We start from the raw sequence: 21079 nt of genomic DNA, 5'->3' as shown, positions 1-21079 counted from the left end.
TAAATTCGGGATTTCTAATCCGCCTTTATCCGCGAAATCCGTGATAAGGAAAATGCGCGTTGAACCTTTCCCTTCACCCTAAGATTCTCACGTCATGCTGAACACGGAAACGCCCAGCCGCAGCCATCCCGATCTCGATCTCTACGCGCCGCTCGATTTGGTGCGCGCGTTCACGGAAGACCAGGTCACTGCCGCGCAAGTTGTCCACGCCGCCGCGCCGCAAATCGCGCGCGCCGTCGAAGCCGCTGCGCCCCGCATCGCTGCAGGTGGGCGCCTCATCTACGTCGGCGCGGGCACATCGGGTCGGCTCGGTTTGCTGGACAGCGTGGAACTCTGGCCGACGTTTACCTGGCCGAAGGATCGCGCGATCGCGCTCCTCGCCGGCGGGCGCGACGCACTGTTCGTCGCCGTCGAAGGCGCCGAAGACAACCACGCCCAAGGCGCGGCTGATGTGCACGCGGTAAATCCTACGCCGAACGATGTCGTCATCGGCCTCGCCGCGTCCGGTGCGACACCTTATGTGCTCGGCGCGCTGGAAGCCGCCCGCGCCGCCGGCGCTTTGACCATCGGTCAGGCCAACAACCCCAACTCCGCTGTCGCCACCGCGGCGGAAATCGGCGTCACGCTCGACACCGGAAGCGAACTCGTTTCCGGCAGCACGCGGCTCAAAGCCGGCACGTCGCAGAAAATTTTCCTCAACACCCTCTCGAGCGCGATCATGGTCCGGCTGCACAAAGTTTACGGCAACCTGATGGTCGATGTGTTGCCGACCAACGCGAAACTCTTCCGCCGCACCATCGCATTGACCGTGCGTGCGACCGGTGCCGACGAAGCCACCGCTCGCACCGCTCTCGAAACCTGCAACCACCGCGTGAAAGTCGCCATTGTCATGATCCGTCGCAAGCTCGACGCCGCTTCAGCCGAAGCCAAACTCACTGCCGTGCAAGGCAACTTGCGCGCCGCCCTGGGAGAAAACAAATCATGAAGCGGATCGAGGTAGGGCCTGACCTCCGGGCAGGCCGGTTGGATGCGCAAACCCTGACGGCCCGCCCGGAGGTCGGGCCCTACCACCGGAAAATCAGCAGCGTCATTCTTGGCTTAATCTCGCTGTTCATCGCCAGCTGTGCCTCCGACAAAAAACCCGCAACAAAATCCGCGGCCGCCATCGACGCTCCCGTCGCACCCGCCCCGAAAACCATTCCCGCCGTTAGCAACACTCCGCCCGCTGCACCGCGTGAATTTCGCGCGATGTGGATCGCGACGGTGAAGAATATTGATTGGCCAAGCCTGCCCGGCTTGCCCGTCGAACAACAGCGCACGGAAATGAACGCGATTCTGGATCGCGCCGTGGCGTTGAAGTTGAACGCCGTGATTTTCCAAATCCGTCCTTCGGCCGACGCGCTCTACCAATCGAAACTCGAACCGTGGTCCGAATACCTCACGGGCGTGCAAGGCAAGGATCCCGGTTACGATCCGTTGGAAGAGTGGGTGAGTGGCGCGCACCGCCGCGGACTCGAACTCCATGCGTGGTTCAACCCTTACCGCGCGCGCCATGCGGAGGCAAAATCCGCCAACGCCGCCAGTCACATCGCGCGGACGCATCCAAACTCCGTGAAAAGTTACGGCGGCTATCAGTGGATGGATCCCGGCGACGACTTCGCCCGTGAACGCACGCTCGCCGTCGTGCGTGATGTCGTGCAGCGCTACGACCTCGATGGCGTGCACATCGACGATTATTTTTATCCGTATCCCGTCGCGGATCCGAAATCGCCTGCAGGCGTCACGCCCGCGCGCGAACTCGATTTTCCCGACACGCCTTCCTGGAATCGTTACGTCGCCGCGCGTGGAAAATTAAACCGCGCCGACTGGCGCCGGGATAATGTCGACCGCCTCGTCGAGGAGATGAATCGCACCGTCCACAAAACCAAACCGTGGGTAAAGTTCGGCGTGAGCCCGTTCGGTCTCGGTCGCCCCGACCGCCGCCCGCCCGGCATCACCGGTTTCAGCCAATACGACAAACTCTACGCCGACGTGGAGCTTTGGCTCGCGAAAGGCTGGCTGGATTATCTCGTGCCGCAGCTTTACTGGCCGCGTGACCGCAAGGGTCAGGAATACGCCGTGTTGCTCGACTACTGGTTGCGGCAGCCGAATCCCGGCAACCGTTACGTGTGGCCCGGCCTCAACGTGAGCGGCATCAACGACACCGAAAAAAGCTGGCCCGCCGAGGAAATCATCCGCCAGGTCGATCTCACGCGCACCCGCCCCGCGGCCAACGGCCATGTGCATTACAGCGCCATCGCGCTCATGCAGAACCGCAAAGGCGTCACGTCGCGACTGCAGCAGGAAATGTATCTCCAACCCGCGCTCATTCCCGCCATGCCGTGGCTCAGCATTGCCAAACCTGAGGCGCCAAAAATTGCTTCCTCCGAAAGCGTGCTCCAACTCACGCCGGCACGTGACAAAAACCTCGCGCTCCACGCCGTGTGGCGCCGCTACGGCCCGCGCTGGGTCTTTAGCACGCAGCCAGCGAGCTTCAACCGTGTGACGCTCACGCCGCACATCGAATACGGTGCGATCGACGCCGTCGTCATCAGCGCCGTCGATCGTTTCGGGAACGAGAGTGAGCGGGTTACTTGGACGAAATCCAAACGGTGACCTTGATCGAGGTAGGGGCGGTTATCCTTAACCGCCCTTCGAACGTGGCATCATGGTCGCAGCTCAGGGCCGTTAGGGATAACGGCCCCTACCTAAGTAACCGGCTCAGATTTTTCAGTCCGCTTACTTCGCCGACGATGGCTTTGCTCCAACGGCTTCGCTCGCGCCGCCGATTAATTTTCGCACGCCTTTGATCAACTTCTCCCAATCGAACGCCGGGCCGGGGTCGGTTTTGTTGGTTTGGACGTGGTAGTGGCCGAGGACGCCTTGGTAATTCGCGAGTTGGTCGTCGGGGAGCTTGTGCGGGATTTCTTTGCCGGCGGTGTCGCGCGGGTAGTCGGCTTTGATTTGCGGGAAGACGGTGCAGAGCGCCGCAGTGAGTTTGATGAGCGCGGCGTATTGTTGCGGCGTGAGGTCGTATTGCACGAGTTCCTGGCCTTGGATCACCCCGCGCACGGGCTCGTCGCGGGCCGGACGGCCGACGAAATTTTTCGTGTGAATTAGGGGGTCGCCGAGCTTTTCAGGAATTTGGATGACCGGCTTGCCGTTCGCGTCGCGCTGATACCACGTGTCGAGCGTCTTGGTATCGTTGGGGCCGTAAGCGCCCATGTTGGCGATCTCGATGCCGATGGACCGGTGGTTGGAAATCGTGGCGTGATACGCGCGCTCTTTGAGATCGAGCGTCTGGTAAATCGTGCCGTCGAGATCCAACATGAAATGCACGCTGAGGTCGCGGTGGTCGTGCAGGATATTGAAACACTGTTTCGCGATGCCGCAGACATCGTAGTGAATCACGAATTGATCGACGGTGCGCTGGAGCAACGGCAAATCCCAACCGCCGCCGCGCACGCGCTCGATTTCCTCGGGCGAGAGTTTCGCGAAACGCAGCCCGTAACGATTCGGCGCGCCAAACTCAGGCTTCGCTTTGATGGTCTCGGCCCAGCTGCTCTGTTCGTAAGGCACAAAGCGACGCTCCACGCGATACGCGTCGTAACCGCCTGGATCCATCCACGTGACAATCTTCGTGCCCGTATGGAAAAGCTGGCCCGCCACGACGATCTCGTCGCCCTTGCGCGGCACAAATGTGCGCGGCGCGGCGCAGCTGGCGAAGAGGAGCGTGATGGCCGCGAAGAGCAGAAGTGAAATTTTTCTCATAACGATAGGGCTGAAATTTGATTTTCCATCAGTCATTGCGAGGAGCTTTGCTACGCGTTCCTCGCAATGATAAAGCAATTCTTAACCACGAACGGACACGAATTCACACGAATAATTCGTGCCGCGCAGTTTTCCATTCGTGTCCGTTCGTGGTTAACAAAAAAGACCGGATTTTCGTTTCAGCGCGAGCACGCGTTCGCACGAAGCGTCGATGCGTGATTCGGAAATGCGACCACTCTCGACGGCGCGGACGATGATGTCGGCGACACGACCGGAAATATCCGGATGATAACTGAGATTGTTGCCGAAGCAGAGGAGATCGACGCCGGCTTCGATCGCCAGCGGCACAGAGTTTTCCAGGCCGTAGTGGCTCGCGATGGCGCGCATCTCCATGTCGTCGCTGCTGATCACGCCCTGAAACCCGAGACGGTCGCGGAGAATCCCCGTCATCACGGCGCGCGAGAGTGTCGCGGGGTTTTCGGAATCGAGATTTTTGTTGAAGACGTGTGCGGTCATCACGACGTCGGCGAGACCGGCGGCAATAAGTTCTTGAAACGGCATCAATTCCTCCTCGCGCCAGCTTTGCGTGACGTCGACGAGGCCGTAATGGGTATCGCCTTTCGCGCTGCCGTGGCCGGGAAAATGTTTAAGGCAGGTGAGCACACCTTGCGCGCGATGCGCGCGAATGAACTCGGCAGCGTGTTGCGCCGCGATCGCCGGATCGGCGGAAAACGCGCGGCCTTTGCCTTTGATGATCGGATTGTCCGGCCCGAGATCAAGATCGACGACCGGCGCAAGATTCAGGTTCAAACCGACGGAGCGCAGCGTCTGCGCAGTGAGTTCCGCGTGGCGAAATGTTTCGGAAAGTTGGCCAAGTTTGCCGAGTTCTTCGTGCGAGATGCTTTCAGGAAAGCCGTAGGCAGGTTTGAGGCGATTCACGCGTCCGCCTTCCTGGTCGATTGCGGTGAGTAAAGGGATGCGCGCTTGGCTCTGCAGGTGAGCGAGCAGTTCCTTCACCTGTGCCGGCGACTCGATGTTACGGCGGCGATTGGCGGTGTCGACCGAGCCACCCGCCATGTCCTGGTCGAACAGGATGACCGCGCCGATGTGGTGCTCGCGGATGTCGCGCACAATGAGATCGCATTCCGCCGGCCGCGCGCCGCGAAACCCAATGAGCAACATCTGGCCGATTTTTTCGCGGAGAGTGAGAGTTGAAATGGAAACGGGCATCGCTGGGTGATCGGTCGGTTTCTTAACCACGGATTTCACAGATGTCACGGATTAGGAATGCTCTGATTTAAGGTAGGGCCTGACCTCCGGGCAGGCCGCGTGGAGTTTTCCGGCCCGCCCGGAGGTCGGGCCCTACCATCCGTCTATATCCGTGAAATCCGTGGTTAAAAAGCGCCTACGCTGACTCAGCGTTTAGCTGCACCGATTCCCGCTCCGTTCGTCGGAATAATTTTTCCGTCGGTGAATTTAGCGCCATCAAAGGGGTCGTCTTTGATTAACAATGCGCCGTCGAGGTCGGCCCAGTCGACGAGCGGCGAAAGCTGCGCGGCGGCGGAGATCGCGCACGAGGTTTCGGTCATGCAGCCGAGCATCACTTTCAAATTCAGTGCGCGGGCGAGCGTGATCATTTTGTGGGCCTCACGCAGGCCGGTGCATTTCATGAGCTTGAGGTTGATGCCGTCGAACACGCCTTGGAGTTTCGCGACATCGACGAGACGCTGGCAGCTTTCGTCCGCGATCAAGGGCAGGGGACTGCGTTCGCGGAGCCACGCGGTGTCGTCGAGCGCGGCTTTCGGCATCGGTTGCTCGATGAAATTCACGCGGCGCTCCGCGAGCCACTCGATCATTTTCAAGGCCGCTTCGCGATCAGCCCAGCCTTGGTTCGCATCGACGGTGATCGGGGTATCGGTGACTTCGCGAATGGTTTCAATGAGTTGGCGATCGGTTGCGGCGTCGCGGCCAAGTTTCACTTTGATGATGCGATAGATCGACGCGTCGCGCGTTTTCTCGCGCACGATTTCCGGCGTATCGATGCCGATAGTGAACGACGTGAGCGGCGCCTTCGCCACATCGAGGCCCCAAATGCGGTGCCACGGCGCGCCGAGTTTTTTTCCGACCCAATCGTGCAACGCGATATCGACAGCGGCCTTCGCGGCGGTGTTGCCCGGCGCGAGCGCGTCGATGGAGGGCAAAATTTCTTCCAGGCAAAACGGATCGCGAAACTGGCCCAGATTTACTTTCGCGAGAAACGCCGCAGCGGTCTCCTGCGATTCGCCGAGGTAAGGCGGCATCGCGGCTTCGCCATAGCCGGTCACGCCGTCGTGCTCGACTTCGACCAGCATGGCCGGAGTCGACGTGCGGGTGTTCGACGCGATGCCGAAGGCGTGGCGCAGGGCCAAGGTGTGAGGGACGAAACGGAGTTTCATGCGAAGAGTCTTTGAGCGAACTGGAGCAGAACCACGAATGGACACGAATTCACCCGAATAGGCATGCCTGTTTTATCAGTTACTTCACTTGTGGCGTCTTAGGGGTGGCGGCGGTTATCCCTAACCGCCCTTCGAGCGTGAGATCACAATCGCAGCCAAGGGCAGTTAAGGATAACTGCCCCGACCTTTTTTGATCTGATTTGCCCGCACCCATTGACATTGAAACTGAGTCTCATCAAGTTGCGTCTCCTTTCGCATGTCCGACTCGCCGATTCCACTTTCGCCGCTTTGCCAACTGCCTTCAGGCGGCACGGGGCGCGTGTGCAAGCTAACGGGCGACGAGAGTTTTTGCCAACGCGTGCGCGAGATGGGCTTCGGTGAAGCCGCCCTCGTGACCAAGATTTCCGGCACGACCACCAGCCTTTGCCTCGTCAATGGCACCCGGATCGCGCTCAACCACCGCGCCGCCATGAGTATCTTGGTGGAAGCGTTGCCCGCTGGCGCCCGTTGAGTCTCCCGGAGCACATCACTCCGCCGGCGCGCAAACGCGTTGCTCCCGCCTTCGACCGCGCACCGGTTTACGCGATGGTCGGCAATCCGAATTGCGGCAAAACCACCCTGTTTAACGCGCTCACCGGTCTTCGCCAAAAAGTGGGCAACTACCCCGGCGTCACCGTCGAAAAGAAAATCGGCACGACCTTCTCCCAGCACGGCAAGCCGATCCAGATCATCGATCTGCCCGGCGCCTATTCGCTCGCCGCACGTTCACCCGACGAAGCGGTCTTGCGCGACGTGCTCCTCGGCCGCCGCGAAGAAACTGCCGCCCCCGATCGCATCATCTGCGTGGTCGATGCCTCGAACCTCGAGCGCAACCTTTACCTTGTTCACCAAGTCCTCGACCTCGGCCGGCCCGTCATCATCGCACTAAACATGATGGATATGGCCGCCGCCGCCGGCATGAAAGTCGACGCCAACGCGCTCGAACACGCGCTGGGCGTGCCGGTGATTCCGTGCGAAGCCGTGCGCGGCAAAGGCCTCGTCGAACTCAAGCTCGCGCTCAGCCGCGCCGAGTTGCCGCTGGCGCGTCACCGTTGGGATGTGCCCGCGCCGATTGCGCCCGCCGTGGCGGAAATCCAAGCCTCGCTCACCGACAACGACGCGCGCTCGCCGCTCATCGCGCGCGCCGAGGCCTTGTTGCTGCTGACCGATTTCGATACCGTGCGCGTGGCCGGCTCGAAACCGCTCAGCGATCGCACGCACGATATTCTCGATCAATGGCGCCGCCGCTGGACCACCGGCAGCACGGATTGGTCGGCGGAACTGATTCGCAGCCGCTACGCCGCCATCGGCGAATTGTGCGGCAACGTCATCGTGAAGGCCCGTGATCAACGCCCGTCGACTTCCGACCGAATCGACGCCGTGCTCGTGCACTCGGTGTGGGGCTGGGCGGTGTTCGTGGCGATCATGGCGGCGATGTTCTTCTCCATTTTCTCGCTCGCGGAAGCGCCGATGAACTTCATCGACGAACACGTCGCTTCGCTCAGCGACACGGTAAAAGACGCGATGGCGCCGGGCGATCTACGCGACCTGATCACGGACGGTGTGATCGCCGGCGTGGGCGGCGTGGTGATTTTCCTGCCGCAGATTTTGATTCTGTTTTTCTTCGTCGGCCTGCTCGAAAGCACCGGCTACATGGCGCGCGCGGCGTTCATTATGGATCGTCCGATGAGTAAAGTCGGCCTCAACGGCCGCAGCTTTATCCCGTTGCTCAGCGGTTATGCGTGCGCGATTCCCGGCATCATGGCAACGCGCGCGATCGAAAACGCGAAAGACCGTCTCGTCACGATTTTGGTGACGCCGTTCATGAGCTGCTCGGCGCGACTGCCGGTGTATTTGCTCATGATCGCGATGCTTGTGCCCGGCGGCGAAGTGTCGGCGCTCAAAAAATCGGGCATCATGCTCACGATGTATGCGCTCGGCACGATCGGGGCGTTCGGTTTCGCGTGGATTTTCAAGAAGACGCTCTTCAAAGGCGAACAGCAGCACATGATCATGGAGCTGCCCGCGTATCAGCCGCCGCGTTTCCTCTCAATCCTGCGCAACATGCTGGAGCGCGGCTGGCTCTTCCTCAAAAACGCTGGCACGATCATCCTCGCGATCTCGATCATCCTGTGGGCGCTAACGACTTATCCGAAGCATCCGAATCCTGAGGCGACCTCGACCGAGCAAATCGCGCAAAGCTACGCCGGACGCGCCGGCCACGCGCTTGAGCCGCTGATCAAACCGCTCGGCTTCGACTGGCGCATCGGCATCGGCCTCATCACGTCGTTCGCCGCGCGCGAAGTGTTTGTCAGCTCGATGGGCGTCATCTTTGGCGCGGAAAGCGAGGACGAGGAAGACACCACGCCGTTGCGCGAAGCCCTCGGCCAAGCCAAGTGGCAATCGACCGGCGCGCCGCTGTTCACGCCGCTCGTGTGCGTGACGTTAATGGTGTTCTATGTGTTCGCGATGCAATGCATGGCGACGCTCGCCGTGGTGAAACGCGAAACGAATTCGTGGAAATGGCCGCTGTTCCAAGTCGGCTACATGACGGGCTTCGCGTGGCTGGTGTGCCTGATCGTTTATCAAGGCGGGCGGTTGCTCGGTTATTAATTTAACCACAGAGGCACAGAGTCCACTGAGCTAAACCTCGAATTTCTCCGTGTCTCTGTGATTCAAATAAAATGAGCTCTACTCTCCAAACCATCATCGCTCTCGCCATCGTCGCCGTGACCGTGACCGTGCTGCTTTGGTCGGCCTTGAAAAAACGGAAGCAACCTGGTTGTGGCTGCGGAGATGCATGCAGCGCGGTAACGCCTGAAATCAAAAAGCTTCAATCCAAGCGGAAGTCGTAGTTTAGTCCTCAGCATGGAAATTTTGATTCGCGACAACGCCGACGTTGGCTGCGTGCTCGGCGCAAAAATCATCGCCAAGACCATCCGCACCAAACCCAACTCAGTGCTCGGCCTGGCCACCGGCCGCACGCCGCTGCGGCTTTACCAAGAGCTCATTCGCATGCACCGCGAAGAGGGCTTGGATTTTAGCCAGGTCACGACCTTCAATCTCGACGAATACGTCGGCCTGCCCGGCACGCATGAGCAGTCGTATCGCTATTTCATGCAGGAAAATCTTTTCCGGCACATCAACATCGACGTCGCCAACACCCATGTGCCCGATGGCACCGCGGCGGAATTGCACAATGAGTGCCGCGCTTACGAAAAGAAAATTATCGCCGCGGGCGGCATCGACCTGCAACTCCTCGGCCTCGGCCGCAACGGCCACATCGGTTTCAACGAACCCACCGGCTCGCTCCGTTCGCGCACGTGGATTAAAATTCTTTCCGAACAAACGCTCCGCGACAACAGCGCCGTCTTCGGCTCTTTCGCCGACATGCCGAAACACGCGCTCACGATGGGCATCGGCACAATCATGGAAGCCCGCCGCTGCCTCCTCCTCGCCTTCGGGCCCGCCAAAACCCGGGCCGTCGAGCAAATGGTCGAAGGCCCGCTCTCCGCGATTTGCCCGGGCTCGGCCCTGCAGGAACACTTGCGCTGCACCGTGATTCTCGACGACTCCTCCGCCGCAGGCCTGCGCTTCGCCGATCACTACCGCTGGATCGATAAAAACAAACTCCCGTGGCAACGCCACGATTGAGCCCACCCTGATTTACGCGCGAGCGGTCTCGAGAGAGGCCGCTCTTTTTTTCCCGATCGGCAGCACTACGAGCGCGGCGATCACGCACAACGCACCCGCGCTGAAAAATGCCAGCGTGTAACTCCCCGTGACGGTGCGCAGCACGCCGGCCCCATACGCTGCGAATGCGGCCCCGACTTGGTGCGCCGCCACGATCCAGCCGAAGACAATGCTGGCTTTCTCCCGGCCGAACACTTCGCCCGTTAACTTTACGGTCGGCGGCACGGTGGCGATCCAATCGAGCCCATAAAACAGCGCAAAAATCGCGAGCCCCGAAGCCGGTCCAAGCAACGCGCTCGGCAAAAATAGCAGCGATAATCCGCGCAGCCCGTAATAAGCGAAGAGGAGGTAGCGCGAGTTGTAGCGATCACTTAACCAGCCCGACGCCGTCGTGCCGATGAGATCGAAAAGACCCATCGCCGCGAGCAGGCCCGCCGCGCGCACCTCGGGAATGTTGCAATCAAACGCTGCCGAAATCAGATGCGTGCCGATAAGTCCGTTCGTGCTCGCGCCGCACACGAAAAACGAACCCGCCAATAACCAGAAATCCCGCACGCGCATCGCTTCGAACAGGGTCGTGATCGCCCGCATCGCCGGATTTCCCGTGGCAACCGGCACCTTGTCCAACACAGGCCCCGTCTCGCCGTAAGGCCGTTGGCCGACATCGCGCGGATGATCGCGCATCAGCCACCAAATAAACGGAATCGCGAGCGCCGTCGCCGCCGCGACGACCAGGGGCGCGCCCCGCCAGCCATTATCCGTCACCACTCGCGCCAGCGCGGGAAGAAACACCAGTTGCCCGGTCGCGGTGCTCGCCGTGAGCACACCCATCACCAATCCACGCCGCTCGGTGAACCACCGGTTCGCCACCGCAGCACCCAACACCGTCGCCGCCATGCCGGAACCGAGGCCCACCACAAATCCCCACAGCACGATGAACTGCCAATACTGCGTCGCCAGCGTTGAGAGCCCGTAGCCCACGCTCAACAACAGCATCGCCGCGATCATACAGCGCCGCAGTCCGAAGCGTTGATACAACGCCGCTGCGAACGGCCCGACCAGTCCGTAGAGAAAAATATTAATCGAAACGATCGACGACACCGTCGCCCGGCTCCACTGAAACTCATTGCCCAGCGGCAACAGCAACACCCCCGGAGCCGCCCGTGCCCCCGCCGCCGCGAGTAACGCAACAAACGTGACGCCCGCGACAATCCACGCGTAGTGCAGCTTGCGCGAACTGGGTGTGATCGACATGGCGCGTGAGTTTTCTCGGTTTCGCCCAAGCGTCAAACGGCGGTGCGTAGATTTCGCGAATTCGCAGGGCACTGTGCAACTGTGCTGACCGCGCCGCTTGCCTCCCACCGCACGTCAACTACGGTTTCTTTCATGAACGCAGCCGTCTTCGTCGGAGTGAAACAACCGCTGGCTTATCAAACCGTTCCCGATCCGGTCGCCGCCCCCGCACAAGCTGTGGTGCGCCTCAAAGCCGCGGCGCTGAATCACCGCGATCTGTGGATTCAACTGGGGCAATACGCCGGGATTAAATTTCCCATGATCCTCGGCTCCGATGGAGCCGGCGTCGTCGAGTCGGTCGGCAGTGACGCGGACAAGGCGTGGATCGGGCGCGAAGTGATCATCAACGCGTCGCTCGACTGGGGCGACGATTTGCGCGCGCAGGGAAAAAATTTCCGCATCCTCGGTTTGCCCGACCACGGCACATTCGCGGAGAAAGTTGCGGTGCCCGTGGCCAATCTCGCCGCAAAACCCGCGCACCTCACCTGGGAACAGGCGGCCGCCATTCCACTCGCGGGCACGACGGCGTGGAGAACGGTGTTCACGCGGGCCGCGCTGAAATCCGGCGAGCGCGTGCTCATCACTGGCATCGGGGGAGGCGCGGCCTTGTTTGCATTGCAGTTCGCCGTCGCGGCGGGCGCAGACGTGTGGGTGACCTCAAGTTCGCCGGAAAAAATCGCTCGCGCCCGATCGCTCGGCGCAAACGGCGGCGTGAATTACCGCGACGCCGACTGGCCGGCTCAACTCCAGAAGGCCGCGGGCGGTTTATTCGACGTGATCATCGACAGCGCGGGCGGCGAAGGCTTCGCCAAACTCATCGAACTCAGCAAACCCGGCGGACGCATCGCCTTTTTCGGCGCGACGACCGGCAACCCGCCCGGCATCGATCTGCGAAAAATCTTTTTTCGGCAGCTCAACCTCTTCGGCAGCACGATGGGCTCGCCCGTGGATTTTGCGGGCATGGCTGCGATGGTCGAAAAACACCAAATCGTCCCCGTCGTCGAAAAAGTTTTCCCGCTCACTGAAGCCGACGCCGCGCTGCGCCTGATGGAGTCCGCGTCGCAGTTTGGAAAAATCGTCCTAAAGATCTGAGACTGATTTTAAAACCACAGATACACAGAGGACACGGAGAAAACGATCTCTGTGTCTCTGTGGTTTTTAGCCGCGCTCACTGCTTCCACCAATCGATCAGCGATTGCGTCGCTTGGTGCGCGACTTCGCCGAGGAAAACGAAATACAGCACCGCGATCGCCAGCGCCACGTAGCCGAGCACGATGAACAAACCATCGCGTTCCAGCAATCCGCACGCGGTCAAAAAAATCGCCCACGCCGGCAGCACGTTCGAAAACGGAATCGGCAGCGGCAATAGCAACACGAGCGCTGAAACCAGGATCACGATCGCATGCAGTTGATTAAGCAACGACGTCGCGGTCAGCGCCGCGATGCGCGGGCGCAGCACGGATTCCATAAAACGAATCAACCGTTCAGTAAATGTGATCAGCTTACCGAAGAATCCCGCGGGAAGTTTTAAGCGCTGGATTTTCTTCGGCAACCAGGGCCGTTGTCCCAACGACAAACGCAGCGCAATCAACACAATCGCCAGCCCCAGTGGCGTCGACAATCCCGGCAGCGGCACCGGTTGGATAAAAGGCAGCGCGAGCAAAATGATCAGCAGCATGTAGGCGCGCCCGCGCAGAAAATAAATCAGCTCGCGCAACGTCACCGCCCGCTCGCCGGCGCGATGATGCAACGCGGCGAGTTCTTCGGAAAGCTTGCGGGGTTTTACAGCCAGTCGAACCATCTTCTTTGCGACCCTCACGTGCCGCGCTTGTTGCCGTAAAGCTCGACGTGTAAGCGATGCGCGTAGCGGTAGCCGCGCGCTTTGCATAATTCTCCCAACCACGCCGCGCGATCGCGCAGTTTTTCCAGCGAAGTGCCTTCGGGCATGAGCAGCACTTTCGCGCTCGGAATAGGGCGTTCGAGTTCCGCCAACATCCGCTCGATCTCGGCGACGTCCGACTCCTGCGCGACGACAAACTTTAATTGAAAATCCTGCTGGGGCCGGTCAATCCACGCGCGCACGATCGCGGGTTGCCAGCGCAACGCCTCGTGCTTCTCGCGCCACGCGTCGGAAAGACGATCATCCGGCGCGGAATTACTCAGCTTCGGGCTCATCGATGCGAGATCGCACGCGATGCCGTCCGGGGCAATTGTCGCGGCCGTCTCGATGGTGAGGTGATAACCGAGTTTTTTTAATTCGCCCGCGAGCGCGGGCATTTCTTTCGCGAGCATCGGCTCGCCGCCGGTGAGCACGACGTGTTTCGCCGCGCCATACGCCCGCACCGCCGCGACGATTTCCGCCACGGTCATCTGCGTGCCTTCCGGTTTCCACGACGCATACGGCGTGTCGCACCAGTTACAGCGCAGGTTGCACCCGCTCGTGCGCACGAACACCGACGGCACGCCGGTGAGCTCACCTTCGCCTTGCAGCGAATAAAATATTTCCGAGATCAGCATCGCGCTCAGATTTGCGGCTCTTCCGGCAACGGCGGCCTTTCCGCATAAATCGTCGGATCGGGCACACCGGAAAGCTGGAAGGCTTCGCGACGTTCGACGCACGTGCCGCATTTGCCGCAATGGAGCGCGCCGCCTTTGTAGCACGACCACGTTTTTTCGAAATCGACCCCCAGTCGCATGCCTTCCGTCGCAATGTCGGCCTTGCTCATCGTGATGAACGGCCGCAGCAGTTCGATCCGCGCATAAGTGCCAAACTTCATGGCATTGGCCATCGCGCGCATGAAATCCTCACGACAATCCGGGTAAATCGCGTGGTCGCCGCCGTGGGCCGCGATCACCAGGCCTTCCGCTTCGACGCTTTCTGCAAATCCGCACGCGGCCGCCAGCATGATGCCATTACGAAACGGCACGACGGTGCGCTTCATATTTTCGTCGGCGTAATGTCCTTCCGGAATGTCGCCGCCGGATTTCAATAAATCCGAAGCAAAGAGTTTCCCGATAAAATCGAGCGGGATGGTGCGGTGCGGCACCCCGATCTGGGCGGCGTGTTCGATCGCGAGGGGAATTTCGCAATGGTTGTGCTTCGCCCCGTAATCGAAGCTGAGCACGGCATGCACGCTATGATGCGCCCGCGCCCAATGGAGCGCGGTCACCGAATCCATGCCACCGGAGCAAAGGACGACGACTTTCATGCGGGATGAATTGGTCATAAAAAGCGCAAAAAGACACAAAAATAAATACTCAGCGAACCGCTGATTTTTTAACCACGGAGAATACGGATCAGGCCAAACCGATCTCATTCGGGGTTAAACGGCTGGAGCCATCGCGCGGGCTTGGCCTCTGCGGATTTTGCGTTTCTGTCTTTCTTGTGACCAAACCCGTTCCCCAACGCCCCCTCGTCATCGCGCATCGCGGCGCTTCTGCGATCAAACCGGAAAATACGCTCGCCGCGTTTGAGCGCGCGCTGGCGCTTGGCGTCGATGGCATCGAGCTCGATGTCCAAACGACAAGCGACGACGTGCCGGTGGTTTTCCACGATTTCACGCTCCGCCGGCTCACGGGTCAGTCAGGACGTTTGCGCGGCAGCTCGCTCGCGGCACTCAAAACCCTGCGCGTGCGCGGAACGGACGAACCGATTCCCACGTTGAAAGAGGTCCTCGCGCTCGTGCGCGGGCGTTGCGTGGTGCAAATCGAACTCAAACGCGGTGTCGCCGTCGCTCCGGTGGTCAAAGCTGTAATCGCTGCCCGGGCTTCCAAATGGGTGATCCTCGCCTCGTTTGAACTCTCCCTCGTCGCCGAAGCCGCGAAACTCGCGCCCCGCATTCCGCGCATGCTGATCTCGGAAGGGAAGGGCGGCGCGAAAAAATTAATTCCGCAACTGCCCTCGCTCGACGCCGTCGGCCTGAGCGTGAATCACGCAGCGATCCGCGACCGCGCCTTCGTCGCTTCGATCCAAGCCACCGGCGCGACGTTGTGGACGTGGACGGTAAACGACACCGCACGCATGCGCGAACTCGCCCTGCTCGGCGTCGACGCAATTTTATCGGACAATCCAGCGTTGGCGAAGAAGACTCTTTCTCGTTCTCTTAATCGTTCTCGTTCTCTCGAGTCCTGATCGTCGAGAAAGAGTAAGAGAACCAAGAACGAGAACGATTAAAATGCTCATCCTCCACGATCCCCGTTGCGCCGACTACGGCTCGTCCATGCGCCCCGAACAACCGGCGCGCGTCTTGCGCAGCGCAGTTCACCTAAAAACAGCGCATCCCGCGTGGACGTGGCAGGTGCCGGACGCTCCGGTCGCCGAATCCGCGCTGCTCGCCGCGCACACGCCCGCGATGATCAAACGGATGGCCGTCCCACCCGACATCGACGGCGACACGCCGCACTTTCCCCACATCGCCGACCACGCCCGCCGGGGCGTGAGCGCCGCCCTGCAAGCAGCGTCACGCGCACTCGCGGGCCAAAAAGTATTTTCGCTGATGCGTCCGCCCGGCCACCACGCCACGCGCACGCAAGCCATGGGATTTTGTTACCTCAACCAGATCGCCATCGCCGCGCTCGACGCCGCGAAGTCCGGCCGCCGCGTCGCCGTCTGGGATTTCGACGCCCACCACGGCAACGGCACAGAAGATATCCTCGCCGGCCAGCCGAACCTGCTTTTTTCGTCCGTGCACCAGTTTCCCGGCTACCCCGGCACAGGCACGGAGTCCTTCGCGAATTGCCATAATTTCCCTGTCGCCCCGCACACGCCGCGCGCGGCCCACCTGGCAGAATTGGCGGGTTCTTGGGAGGTCGTCGTCGATTTTAAGCCCGACCTCGTGCTGGTTTCGGCCGGTTTCGACGCTTATTCCGGCGATCCGATTACTGCGATGACGCTTGAACGTGAAGACTTTGCCGAACTCGGCCGCTGGCTCCGGCAAGCCGGCTTGCCCGCCGCTGCGATTCTGGAAGGCGGTTATAGCCCCGACCTCGGATGGCTGATTGACGATTTCATTTCTGCGTGGGACAACTAACACCTCTTCCCGATTTGAGTCAGAATTTACATTACCAGTTCATTAACCAGCCCGCGCAACTGCAGCCGCTCTACGCCGCGCTCGACCGCTGCTCGGAAATCGCGCTCGATACCGAGGCGGACAACCTTTTCCGCTACCGGACGCAAGTTTGCCTGCTGCAAATCATGGCGTGCGACGAGATCTACCTTGTCGATCTACTCGCCGATTTGACCCTCGCGCCGCTTTGGGAGCGCCTTTCCGCGAAACCGCTCATCATGCACGGCAGCGATTTCGACCTGCGCCTGCTGTGGGAATTGTGCGAATTCAAGCCTCACAGCATTTTCGACACGATGTTCGCCGCGCAACTCCTCGCGATCCCGCGCTTCGGATTGGCCGCGCTCCTCGAACAAAATTTCGGCGTCAAACTCGACAAGGATCACCAAAAAGCGAACTGGTCCCAGCGTCCGCTCGACAAGGCGATGCTCGATTACGCCGCGATGGACGTCTACTACCTCCCGCGCCTGCGCGACATCCTGCGCGATGAACTCACCCGCCTCGGTCGCGTCGAGTGGATGGCGCAAAAATGTCAGTGGCAGATCGAGGTCGCGCGCGACGGCTTTGCCGAGGCCGACGAAAACGCGTGGCGCATCGGTGGCTCGGAAAAATTACGCGGACGCGGCCTGTCCGTCTTGCACGCACTCTGGTATTGGCGCGAAAGCTGGGCCGAGAAAATCAACACGCCGCCCTTCAAAGTCGTCGGCAACGAAATGTTGATGCGCATGGTCTGGGCCGCCGAAGAGGGCCGCCCGGCCGACGAAGTCCTCCGCATCAACCTCGGACGCCGCCACGATCGCCTTTTCCCGTCGCTCGCCGAGGCGGTCAACCAAGCCTACGGGACCGATCCGCAAACGCTGCCGCGCCGCGAACGTCGCCGTGAATTCAACCCGATGACGCCCGACGAACTCGCGCGCCAGGACCGCATCAAGGCCGACCGCGATCGTCTCGCGCAAACTCTCAAGCTCGACCCGACGCTCATCGCCACACGCTCGCAGCTCGTATTGATCGCCCGCCAGCCCGCCAGTATCGACGACGTCCTGCTCCCGTGGCAGGCGACCCTGTTAAAAGCCGAACCGTCACTGCGCAGTTGAGCCCACCCCGTGGCCGAATCCGCCAACATCGCGCGCCACCTGCCGCTCATGGCCGCGCGCCAGCCGAATACCGCCGCGATTAAAATCGCCCGCGGCCGCACCGACACCGGCGCCATCGATTACCTTACGCTCTCGTTCGCCGAACTCGACCGCGAAGTCGACACGTGGGTCGCAAAACTTTCCGCCAAAAGCGTCCAGCGCGGCGATCGCGTCCTTGTCATGGTGCGCCAAGGCCTGCCGCTCATCGCCGCCGCCTTCGCGCTCTTCAAGCTCGGCGCCGTGCCCGTCATCATCGACCCCGGCATGGGCCGCGAAAATTTTCTCAAGTGCGTCGCGCATTCGAAGCCACGTGCGCTCCTCGGCATCCCTGCCGCGCAATTCGTCAGTTACTTCAAACGCGCCGCGTTTGCCTCGGTTAAAATCCGCGTGTGGGCCAGCGGCCAAACCACCGCGCGCCTCTCCGCCGCTTCGCCGACTCAAAGCTCAGATTCAAAATCTGCAATCGTCGCGAGCGCCGCGACCGACCTCGCCGCGATTCTCTTCACCAGCGGCTCCACCGGCGCGCCGAAAGGCGTGTGCTACGAACACGGCATGTTCGACGCGCAAGTCCGCCTCGTGCGCGACACCTACGGCATCACCCCCGGCGAGATCGACCTGCCGATGCTACCGATCTTCGCGCTCTTCGGTCCCGCACTCGGCATGACGACCATCGTGCCCGAACTCGACCCGACGAAACCCGCTTCGCTCGATCCAGAGAAAATCGTCCGCGCGATTCAGCAGGAAAACGTCACCAACTCGTTCGGCTCACCGACGCTCTGGCGCAAAATCACGAGCCATTGTCTCGCGAATAAAATCACGCTGCCCTCGCTCAAACGCGTGCTCATGGCCGGCGCCCCCGTGCCGCCGGGCCTCTTTGCCGACCTGCAAAAAATTCTCCCCAACGGCACCGCGCACAGCCCATACGGCGCCACGGAATCTCTTCCTGTCGCGAGCATCAGCGCCCGCGAAGTCCTCGACGAAACCGCCGAAGCCACCGCCCGCGGCGCCGGCACCTGCGTGGGCCGCGCTATCTCCGGCATCGAAATCAAAATCATCGCCATCTCCGACGAACCCATCGCCACGCTCGGCGACGCCCGCGAACTCTCTCCCGGCGAAATCGGCGAAATCATCGTGCGCGGCCCTTCCGTCACCCGCGCCTACGATGGACTGCCGGCTGCCACTGCCGCCGCGAAAATCCTTCAACGTTCAGCTTCCAACTCTCCACTCGACGGCGAAGCCGTCGCCTGGCACCGCCTCGGCGACGTCGGTTATCTCGACGCGCAACACCGCCTCTGGTTCTGCGGACGCAAAGCCGAGCGCGTCGAAACCAAACGCGGCCCGCTCTACACCGAACAAGTCGAGCCGATCTACAACGCGCACCCGTCCGTCGCGCGCAGCGCGCTCGTCGGCGTCGGCCACGACGGCCACCGTCCCGCGATCGTCATCGAACCTGTTTCCCCCGAGGTCGTCGCGACGCCGTCCCTCCGTCGCAAACTCGTGCGCGAACTCCGCGCGCTCGGAGCCGTCTATCCGCACACCGATGACATCAGGCTGACTTATCTCCATCCGCGTTTTCCCGTCGACGTCCGCCACAACGCCAAGATTCATCGCCTCAAACTCGCCGAGTGGGCCACCCACGAAAACGGCTACGAATCCGATAAACGCGAAGTTTCCCGCGACGCCCTCAAGCTCTAAGTTATGGCCGATTTCAGCCCCGTCTTCATCACCGGTGCCAGCGGCTTCATCGGCGGAAAACTCGCCGAGCGTTTATTAAAAAACGGCGACCGCCCCGTGCGCCTACTCGCGCGTCGCCCGATGCCCGCGCTCGAACAACTCGGCGCGCAAATCATCCGCGGTGATCTCCACGATCTCGCGGCCCTGCGCCGCGGCTGCGCCGGTGCGGGCACCGTATTTCACGTTGCCGGCCGCGTCGGCGTGTGGGGCCCGGCCAAAGATTTTTTCCGCGTCAACGTGGAGGGCACGCGCCACCTGCTCGCCGCCGCCCGCGCAGCCGGCGTGCCGCGCTTCGTCTTCACGAGTTCGCCGAGCGTGGTCTTCAACGGCGGTGATCTCGCCGGCGTCGATGAATCCGCGCCGCTCTGCACGAGCGCCCCATCGCCGTATCCGGTCACGAAAGCCCAGGCCGAACGCGAAGTGCTCGCCGCCAACGCGCCGAACTTTTCCACTGTCGCACTCCGCCCGCACCTGGTGATCGGCCCGGGCGATCAAAACCTGATCCCCCGCGTCCTCGCCCAAGCCCGCCGTGGAAAACTCAAAATCATCGGCCCCGGAAAAAACCGCGTCGACCTCACGCACATCGACAACGTCGTCGACGCCCACCTCCTCGCCGAACGCGCCCTATCCGTTTGTCATATAATATATGACAAACCTTCGCCGACGCCGCTCGCGCTCTCTGCCGCTGGCAAAGCCTATTTCATTACGAATGGTGAACCCGTCGTGCTCTGGGATTGGATCAACGCACTGCTGCGCGGCATCGGCCTTCCTGAAGTGAAGCAACACGTCTCACTCAACACCGCCCTACTCGCCGGTCGCATTCTCGAAAGTGCGTGGAAAATTCTGCCGCTCACAGGCGAGCCCTCCATGACGCGTTTCGTCGCCAAGGAAATGTCCACCGACCACTGGTTCGACCTCTCCGCCGCCCGCCGCGACCTCGGCTACACGCCTCGCGTCTCCATGGCCGAAGCCACCGCGCAAATCATCGCCGAACAGAAACGCGCGTCGCGTTAACCCCGCTGCCGCACCGCTTCGAACAGCGTGATGATCGTCGCCATCGCGACGTTGAGCGAGTCGGCCTGGCCGGCCATCGGGATGCGCACGAGCACATCGGCGCCCTCCATCCAAAATTTGCTCAGGCCGTATTGTTCGCTGCCCATCACGATGGCGAGCGAGCCGCGTAGATCGGTCTGCGTGTAAAGGTTTGTCGTATGCGGCGTCGTCGCGGCAGTGCGAATGCCTTTTGCCTTCAGCCACGCGTGCACCGTTGCGCTGTCGGACACCACCACCGGCACGGAAAACAACACGCCGGTCGAGGCGCGCACCACGTTGGGATTAAAAATATCCGTCACCGCGTCGCACAAAATCACGCCATCGCAGCCGGCCGCGTCCGCGCTGCGCAGAATCGTGCCGAGGTTGCCCGGCTTCTCGATCGATTCGCACACGAGCAGAAAGGGCTGCGGCTTCAACGCCAGATCCTCGAGGGTGTTTTTCCATTGCGGCGCGACGGCCAGCAAGCCGTCGGGGCGCTCGCGATAAGCGACTTTGCCGAAGGCTTCTTTCGATAGCTCGAAAATCTGCGCGCCCGCCGCCTGGGCTTCGGCAATCAGCGCGGGTTCGTTTTCACCCAAAAACCAATCGCTGGAGAAATAAAGTTCTGCGAACGGGATCTTCTTATCCAGCGCGCGGCGCACTTCGCGGTAGCCCTCGACAAGGAACAAGCCGGCTTCATCGCGCTCACGGCGTTCGCGCAGCTTCACGAGTTGTTTCACACGCGGGTTTTGCAGGCTGGTGATTTTTTCGGCCATGAAAGACACGTCACCACGAAATACACGAAACACACGAAAGAAAATTCATTTCATTCCGTCCATTTCGTGTG

At 61.2% G+C, this 21079-nt stretch carries 20 protein-coding genes; 12 read left to right on the top strand and 8 right to left on the bottom strand.

From position 1 onward, the window contains the following. Window positions 1-94: 94 nt before the first annotated feature. Both murQ and ACRRQW_RS07940 read left to right on the top strand, forming a co-directional pair. A complete protein-coding gene (murQ, locus tag ACRRQW_RS07945) occupies window positions 95-985 on the top strand; it encodes an N-acetylmuramic acid 6-phosphate etherase (RefSeq protein ID WP_438480745.1) in 891 nt (296 codons plus the stop codon). Next, window positions 982-2655, top strand: coding sequence for a glycoside hydrolase family 10 protein (locus ACRRQW_RS07940; protein WP_438480744.1), 1674 nt, complete (start codon window positions 982-984; stop codon window positions 2653-2655). Before murQ ends, ACRRQW_RS07940 begins: the two co-directional genes overlap by 4 nt. Window positions 2656-2778: 123 nt before the next feature. Here ACRRQW_RS07940 and ACRRQW_RS07935 read toward each other — a convergent pair whose 3' ends face one another. From ACRRQW_RS07935 to ACRRQW_RS07925, 3 genes are all read right to left on the bottom strand, one after another. Beyond that, window positions 2779-3810 carry an N-acetylmuramoyl-L-alanine amidase gene (locus ACRRQW_RS07935; RefSeq protein ID WP_438480743.1) on the bottom strand — a complete coding sequence of 344 codons (1032 nt, stop codon included), beginning with the start codon at window positions 3808-3810 and terminating at the stop codon, window positions 2779-2781. Between the two features lie 153 nt (window positions 3811-3963). Beyond that, window positions 3964-5040, bottom strand: coding sequence for a glycoside hydrolase family 3 protein (locus ACRRQW_RS07930; protein WP_438480742.1), 1077 nt, complete (start codon window positions 5038-5040; stop codon window positions 3964-3966). 185 nt (window positions 5041-5225) lie between these two features. Next, window positions 5226-6290 (bottom strand): dipeptide epimerase, encoded by a 1065-nt coding sequence (locus ACRRQW_RS07925; protein WP_438480741.1) that lies wholly within the window; start codon window positions 6288-6290, stop codon window positions 5226-5228. Between the two features lie 211 nt (window positions 6291-6501). Here ACRRQW_RS07925 and ACRRQW_RS07920 point away from each other — a divergent pair, with 211 nt between their 5' ends. From ACRRQW_RS07920 to nagB, 4 genes are all read left to right on the top strand, one after another. Next, window positions 6502-6756: a FeoA family protein gene (locus ACRRQW_RS07920; protein ID WP_438480740.1), complete on the top strand. Its 255-nt coding sequence runs from the start codon at window positions 6502-6504 to the stop codon at window positions 6754-6756. After that, on the top strand, window positions 6753-8897 hold the full coding sequence (gene feoB / locus ACRRQW_RS07915) for a ferrous iron transport protein B (protein ID WP_438480739.1): 2145 nt from the start codon (window positions 6753-6755) through the stop codon (window positions 8895-8897). Before ACRRQW_RS07920 ends, feoB begins: the two co-directional genes overlap by 4 nt. Window positions 8898-8968: 71 nt before the next feature. Next, window positions 8969-9139 carry a FeoB-associated Cys-rich membrane protein gene (locus tag ACRRQW_RS07910; RefSeq protein WP_438480738.1) on the top strand — a complete coding sequence of 57 codons (171 nt, stop codon included), beginning with the start codon at window positions 8969-8971 and terminating at the stop codon, window positions 9137-9139. Window positions 9140-9152: 13 nt separating this feature from the next. Further along, on the top strand, window positions 9153-9938 hold the full coding sequence (nagB, locus tag ACRRQW_RS07905) for a glucosamine-6-phosphate deaminase (RefSeq protein ID WP_438480737.1): 786 nt from the start codon (window positions 9153-9155) through the stop codon (window positions 9936-9938). Between the two features lie 12 nt (window positions 9939-9950). Here the strand turns inward: nagB and ACRRQW_RS07900 are convergent, their stop codons facing one another. Further along, window positions 9951-11231, bottom strand: coding sequence for an MFS transporter (locus tag ACRRQW_RS07900; protein WP_438480736.1), 1281 nt, complete (start codon window positions 11229-11231; stop codon window positions 9951-9953). A 132-nt stretch (window positions 11232-11363) separates the two neighbouring features. On the opposite strand from ACRRQW_RS07900, the gene ACRRQW_RS07895 reads away from it, so the two are divergent. Beyond that, window positions 11364-12362 (top strand): zinc-binding dehydrogenase, encoded by a 999-nt coding sequence (locus ACRRQW_RS07895; protein WP_438480735.1) that lies wholly within the window; start codon window positions 11364-11366, stop codon window positions 12360-12362. 76 nt (window positions 12363-12438) lie between these two features. On the opposite strand, the gene ACRRQW_RS07890 is transcribed toward ACRRQW_RS07895, so the two are convergent. The 3 genes from ACRRQW_RS07890 to queC are packed head-to-tail and all read right to left on the bottom strand — an operon-like array spanning window position 12439 to window position 14497. Further along, a complete protein-coding gene (locus ACRRQW_RS07890) occupies window positions 12439-13071 on the bottom strand; it encodes an exopolysaccharide biosynthesis protein (protein WP_438480734.1) in 633 nt (210 codons plus the stop codon). 14 nt (window positions 13072-13085) lie between these two features. Then, window positions 13086-13787 (bottom strand): 7-carboxy-7-deazaguanine synthase QueE, encoded by a 702-nt coding sequence (locus ACRRQW_RS07885; protein ID WP_438480733.1) that lies wholly within the window; start codon window positions 13785-13787, stop codon window positions 13086-13088. Window positions 13788-13792: 5 nt separating this feature from the next. Then, a complete protein-coding gene (queC, locus tag ACRRQW_RS07880) occupies window positions 13793-14497 on the bottom strand; it encodes a 7-cyano-7-deazaguanine synthase QueC (protein WP_438480732.1) in 705 nt (234 codons plus the stop codon). Between the two features lie 158 nt (window positions 14498-14655). Here queC and ACRRQW_RS07875 point away from each other — a divergent pair, with 158 nt between their 5' ends. Genes ACRRQW_RS07875 through ACRRQW_RS07855 form a run of 5 tightly spaced genes read left to right on the top strand, consistent with a single transcriptional unit; the run spans window position 14656 to window position 20214 of the window. Then, entirely contained in the window at window positions 14656-15402 is a 747-nt protein-coding gene (locus tag ACRRQW_RS07875) for a glycerophosphodiester phosphodiesterase (protein WP_438480731.1), read from the top strand. A gap of 43 nt (window positions 15403-15445) precedes the next feature. Further along, complete coding sequence (locus ACRRQW_RS07870; protein WP_438480730.1) at window positions 15446-16300, top strand: histone deacetylase family protein; 855 nt, start codon at window positions 15446-15448, stop codon at window positions 16298-16300. 14 nt (window positions 16301-16314) lie between these two features. Next, window positions 16315-17427 (top strand): ribonuclease D, encoded by a 1113-nt coding sequence (locus tag ACRRQW_RS07865; protein WP_438480729.1) that lies wholly within the window; start codon window positions 16315-16317, stop codon window positions 17425-17427. Between the two features lie 9 nt (window positions 17428-17436). After that, window positions 17437-19161 carry a fatty acid CoA ligase family protein gene (locus ACRRQW_RS07860; protein ID WP_438480728.1) on the top strand — a complete coding sequence of 575 codons (1725 nt, stop codon included), beginning with the start codon at window positions 17437-17439 and terminating at the stop codon, window positions 19159-19161. A gap of 3 nt (window positions 19162-19164) precedes the next feature. Beyond that, window positions 19165-20214: an NAD-dependent epimerase/dehydratase family protein gene (locus tag ACRRQW_RS07855; RefSeq protein WP_438480727.1), complete on the top strand. Its 1050-nt coding sequence runs from the start codon at window positions 19165-19167 to the stop codon at window positions 20212-20214. Here the strand turns inward: ACRRQW_RS07855 and ACRRQW_RS07850 are convergent. Then, window positions 20211-21008, bottom strand: a complete 798-nt coding sequence (locus ACRRQW_RS07850) for a TrmH family RNA methyltransferase (protein ID WP_438480726.1) — start codon at window positions 21006-21008, stop codon at window positions 20211-20213. The two genes, ACRRQW_RS07855 and ACRRQW_RS07850, sit on opposite strands and share 4 nt — an antisense overlap. Between the last annotated feature and the right edge of the window lie 71 nt (window positions 21009-21079).

It is taken from the genome of Oleiharenicola lentus (genome assembly GCF_051660365.1).
In the GTDB taxonomy this organism is placed as follows: domain Bacteria; phylum Verrucomicrobiota; class Verrucomicrobiia; order Opitutales; family Opitutaceae; genus Lacunisphaera; species Lacunisphaera lenta_A.
The sequence above is the reverse complement of the archived record's forward strand: the minus strand, read 5'-3'. Positions and strand labels throughout refer to the sequence as shown.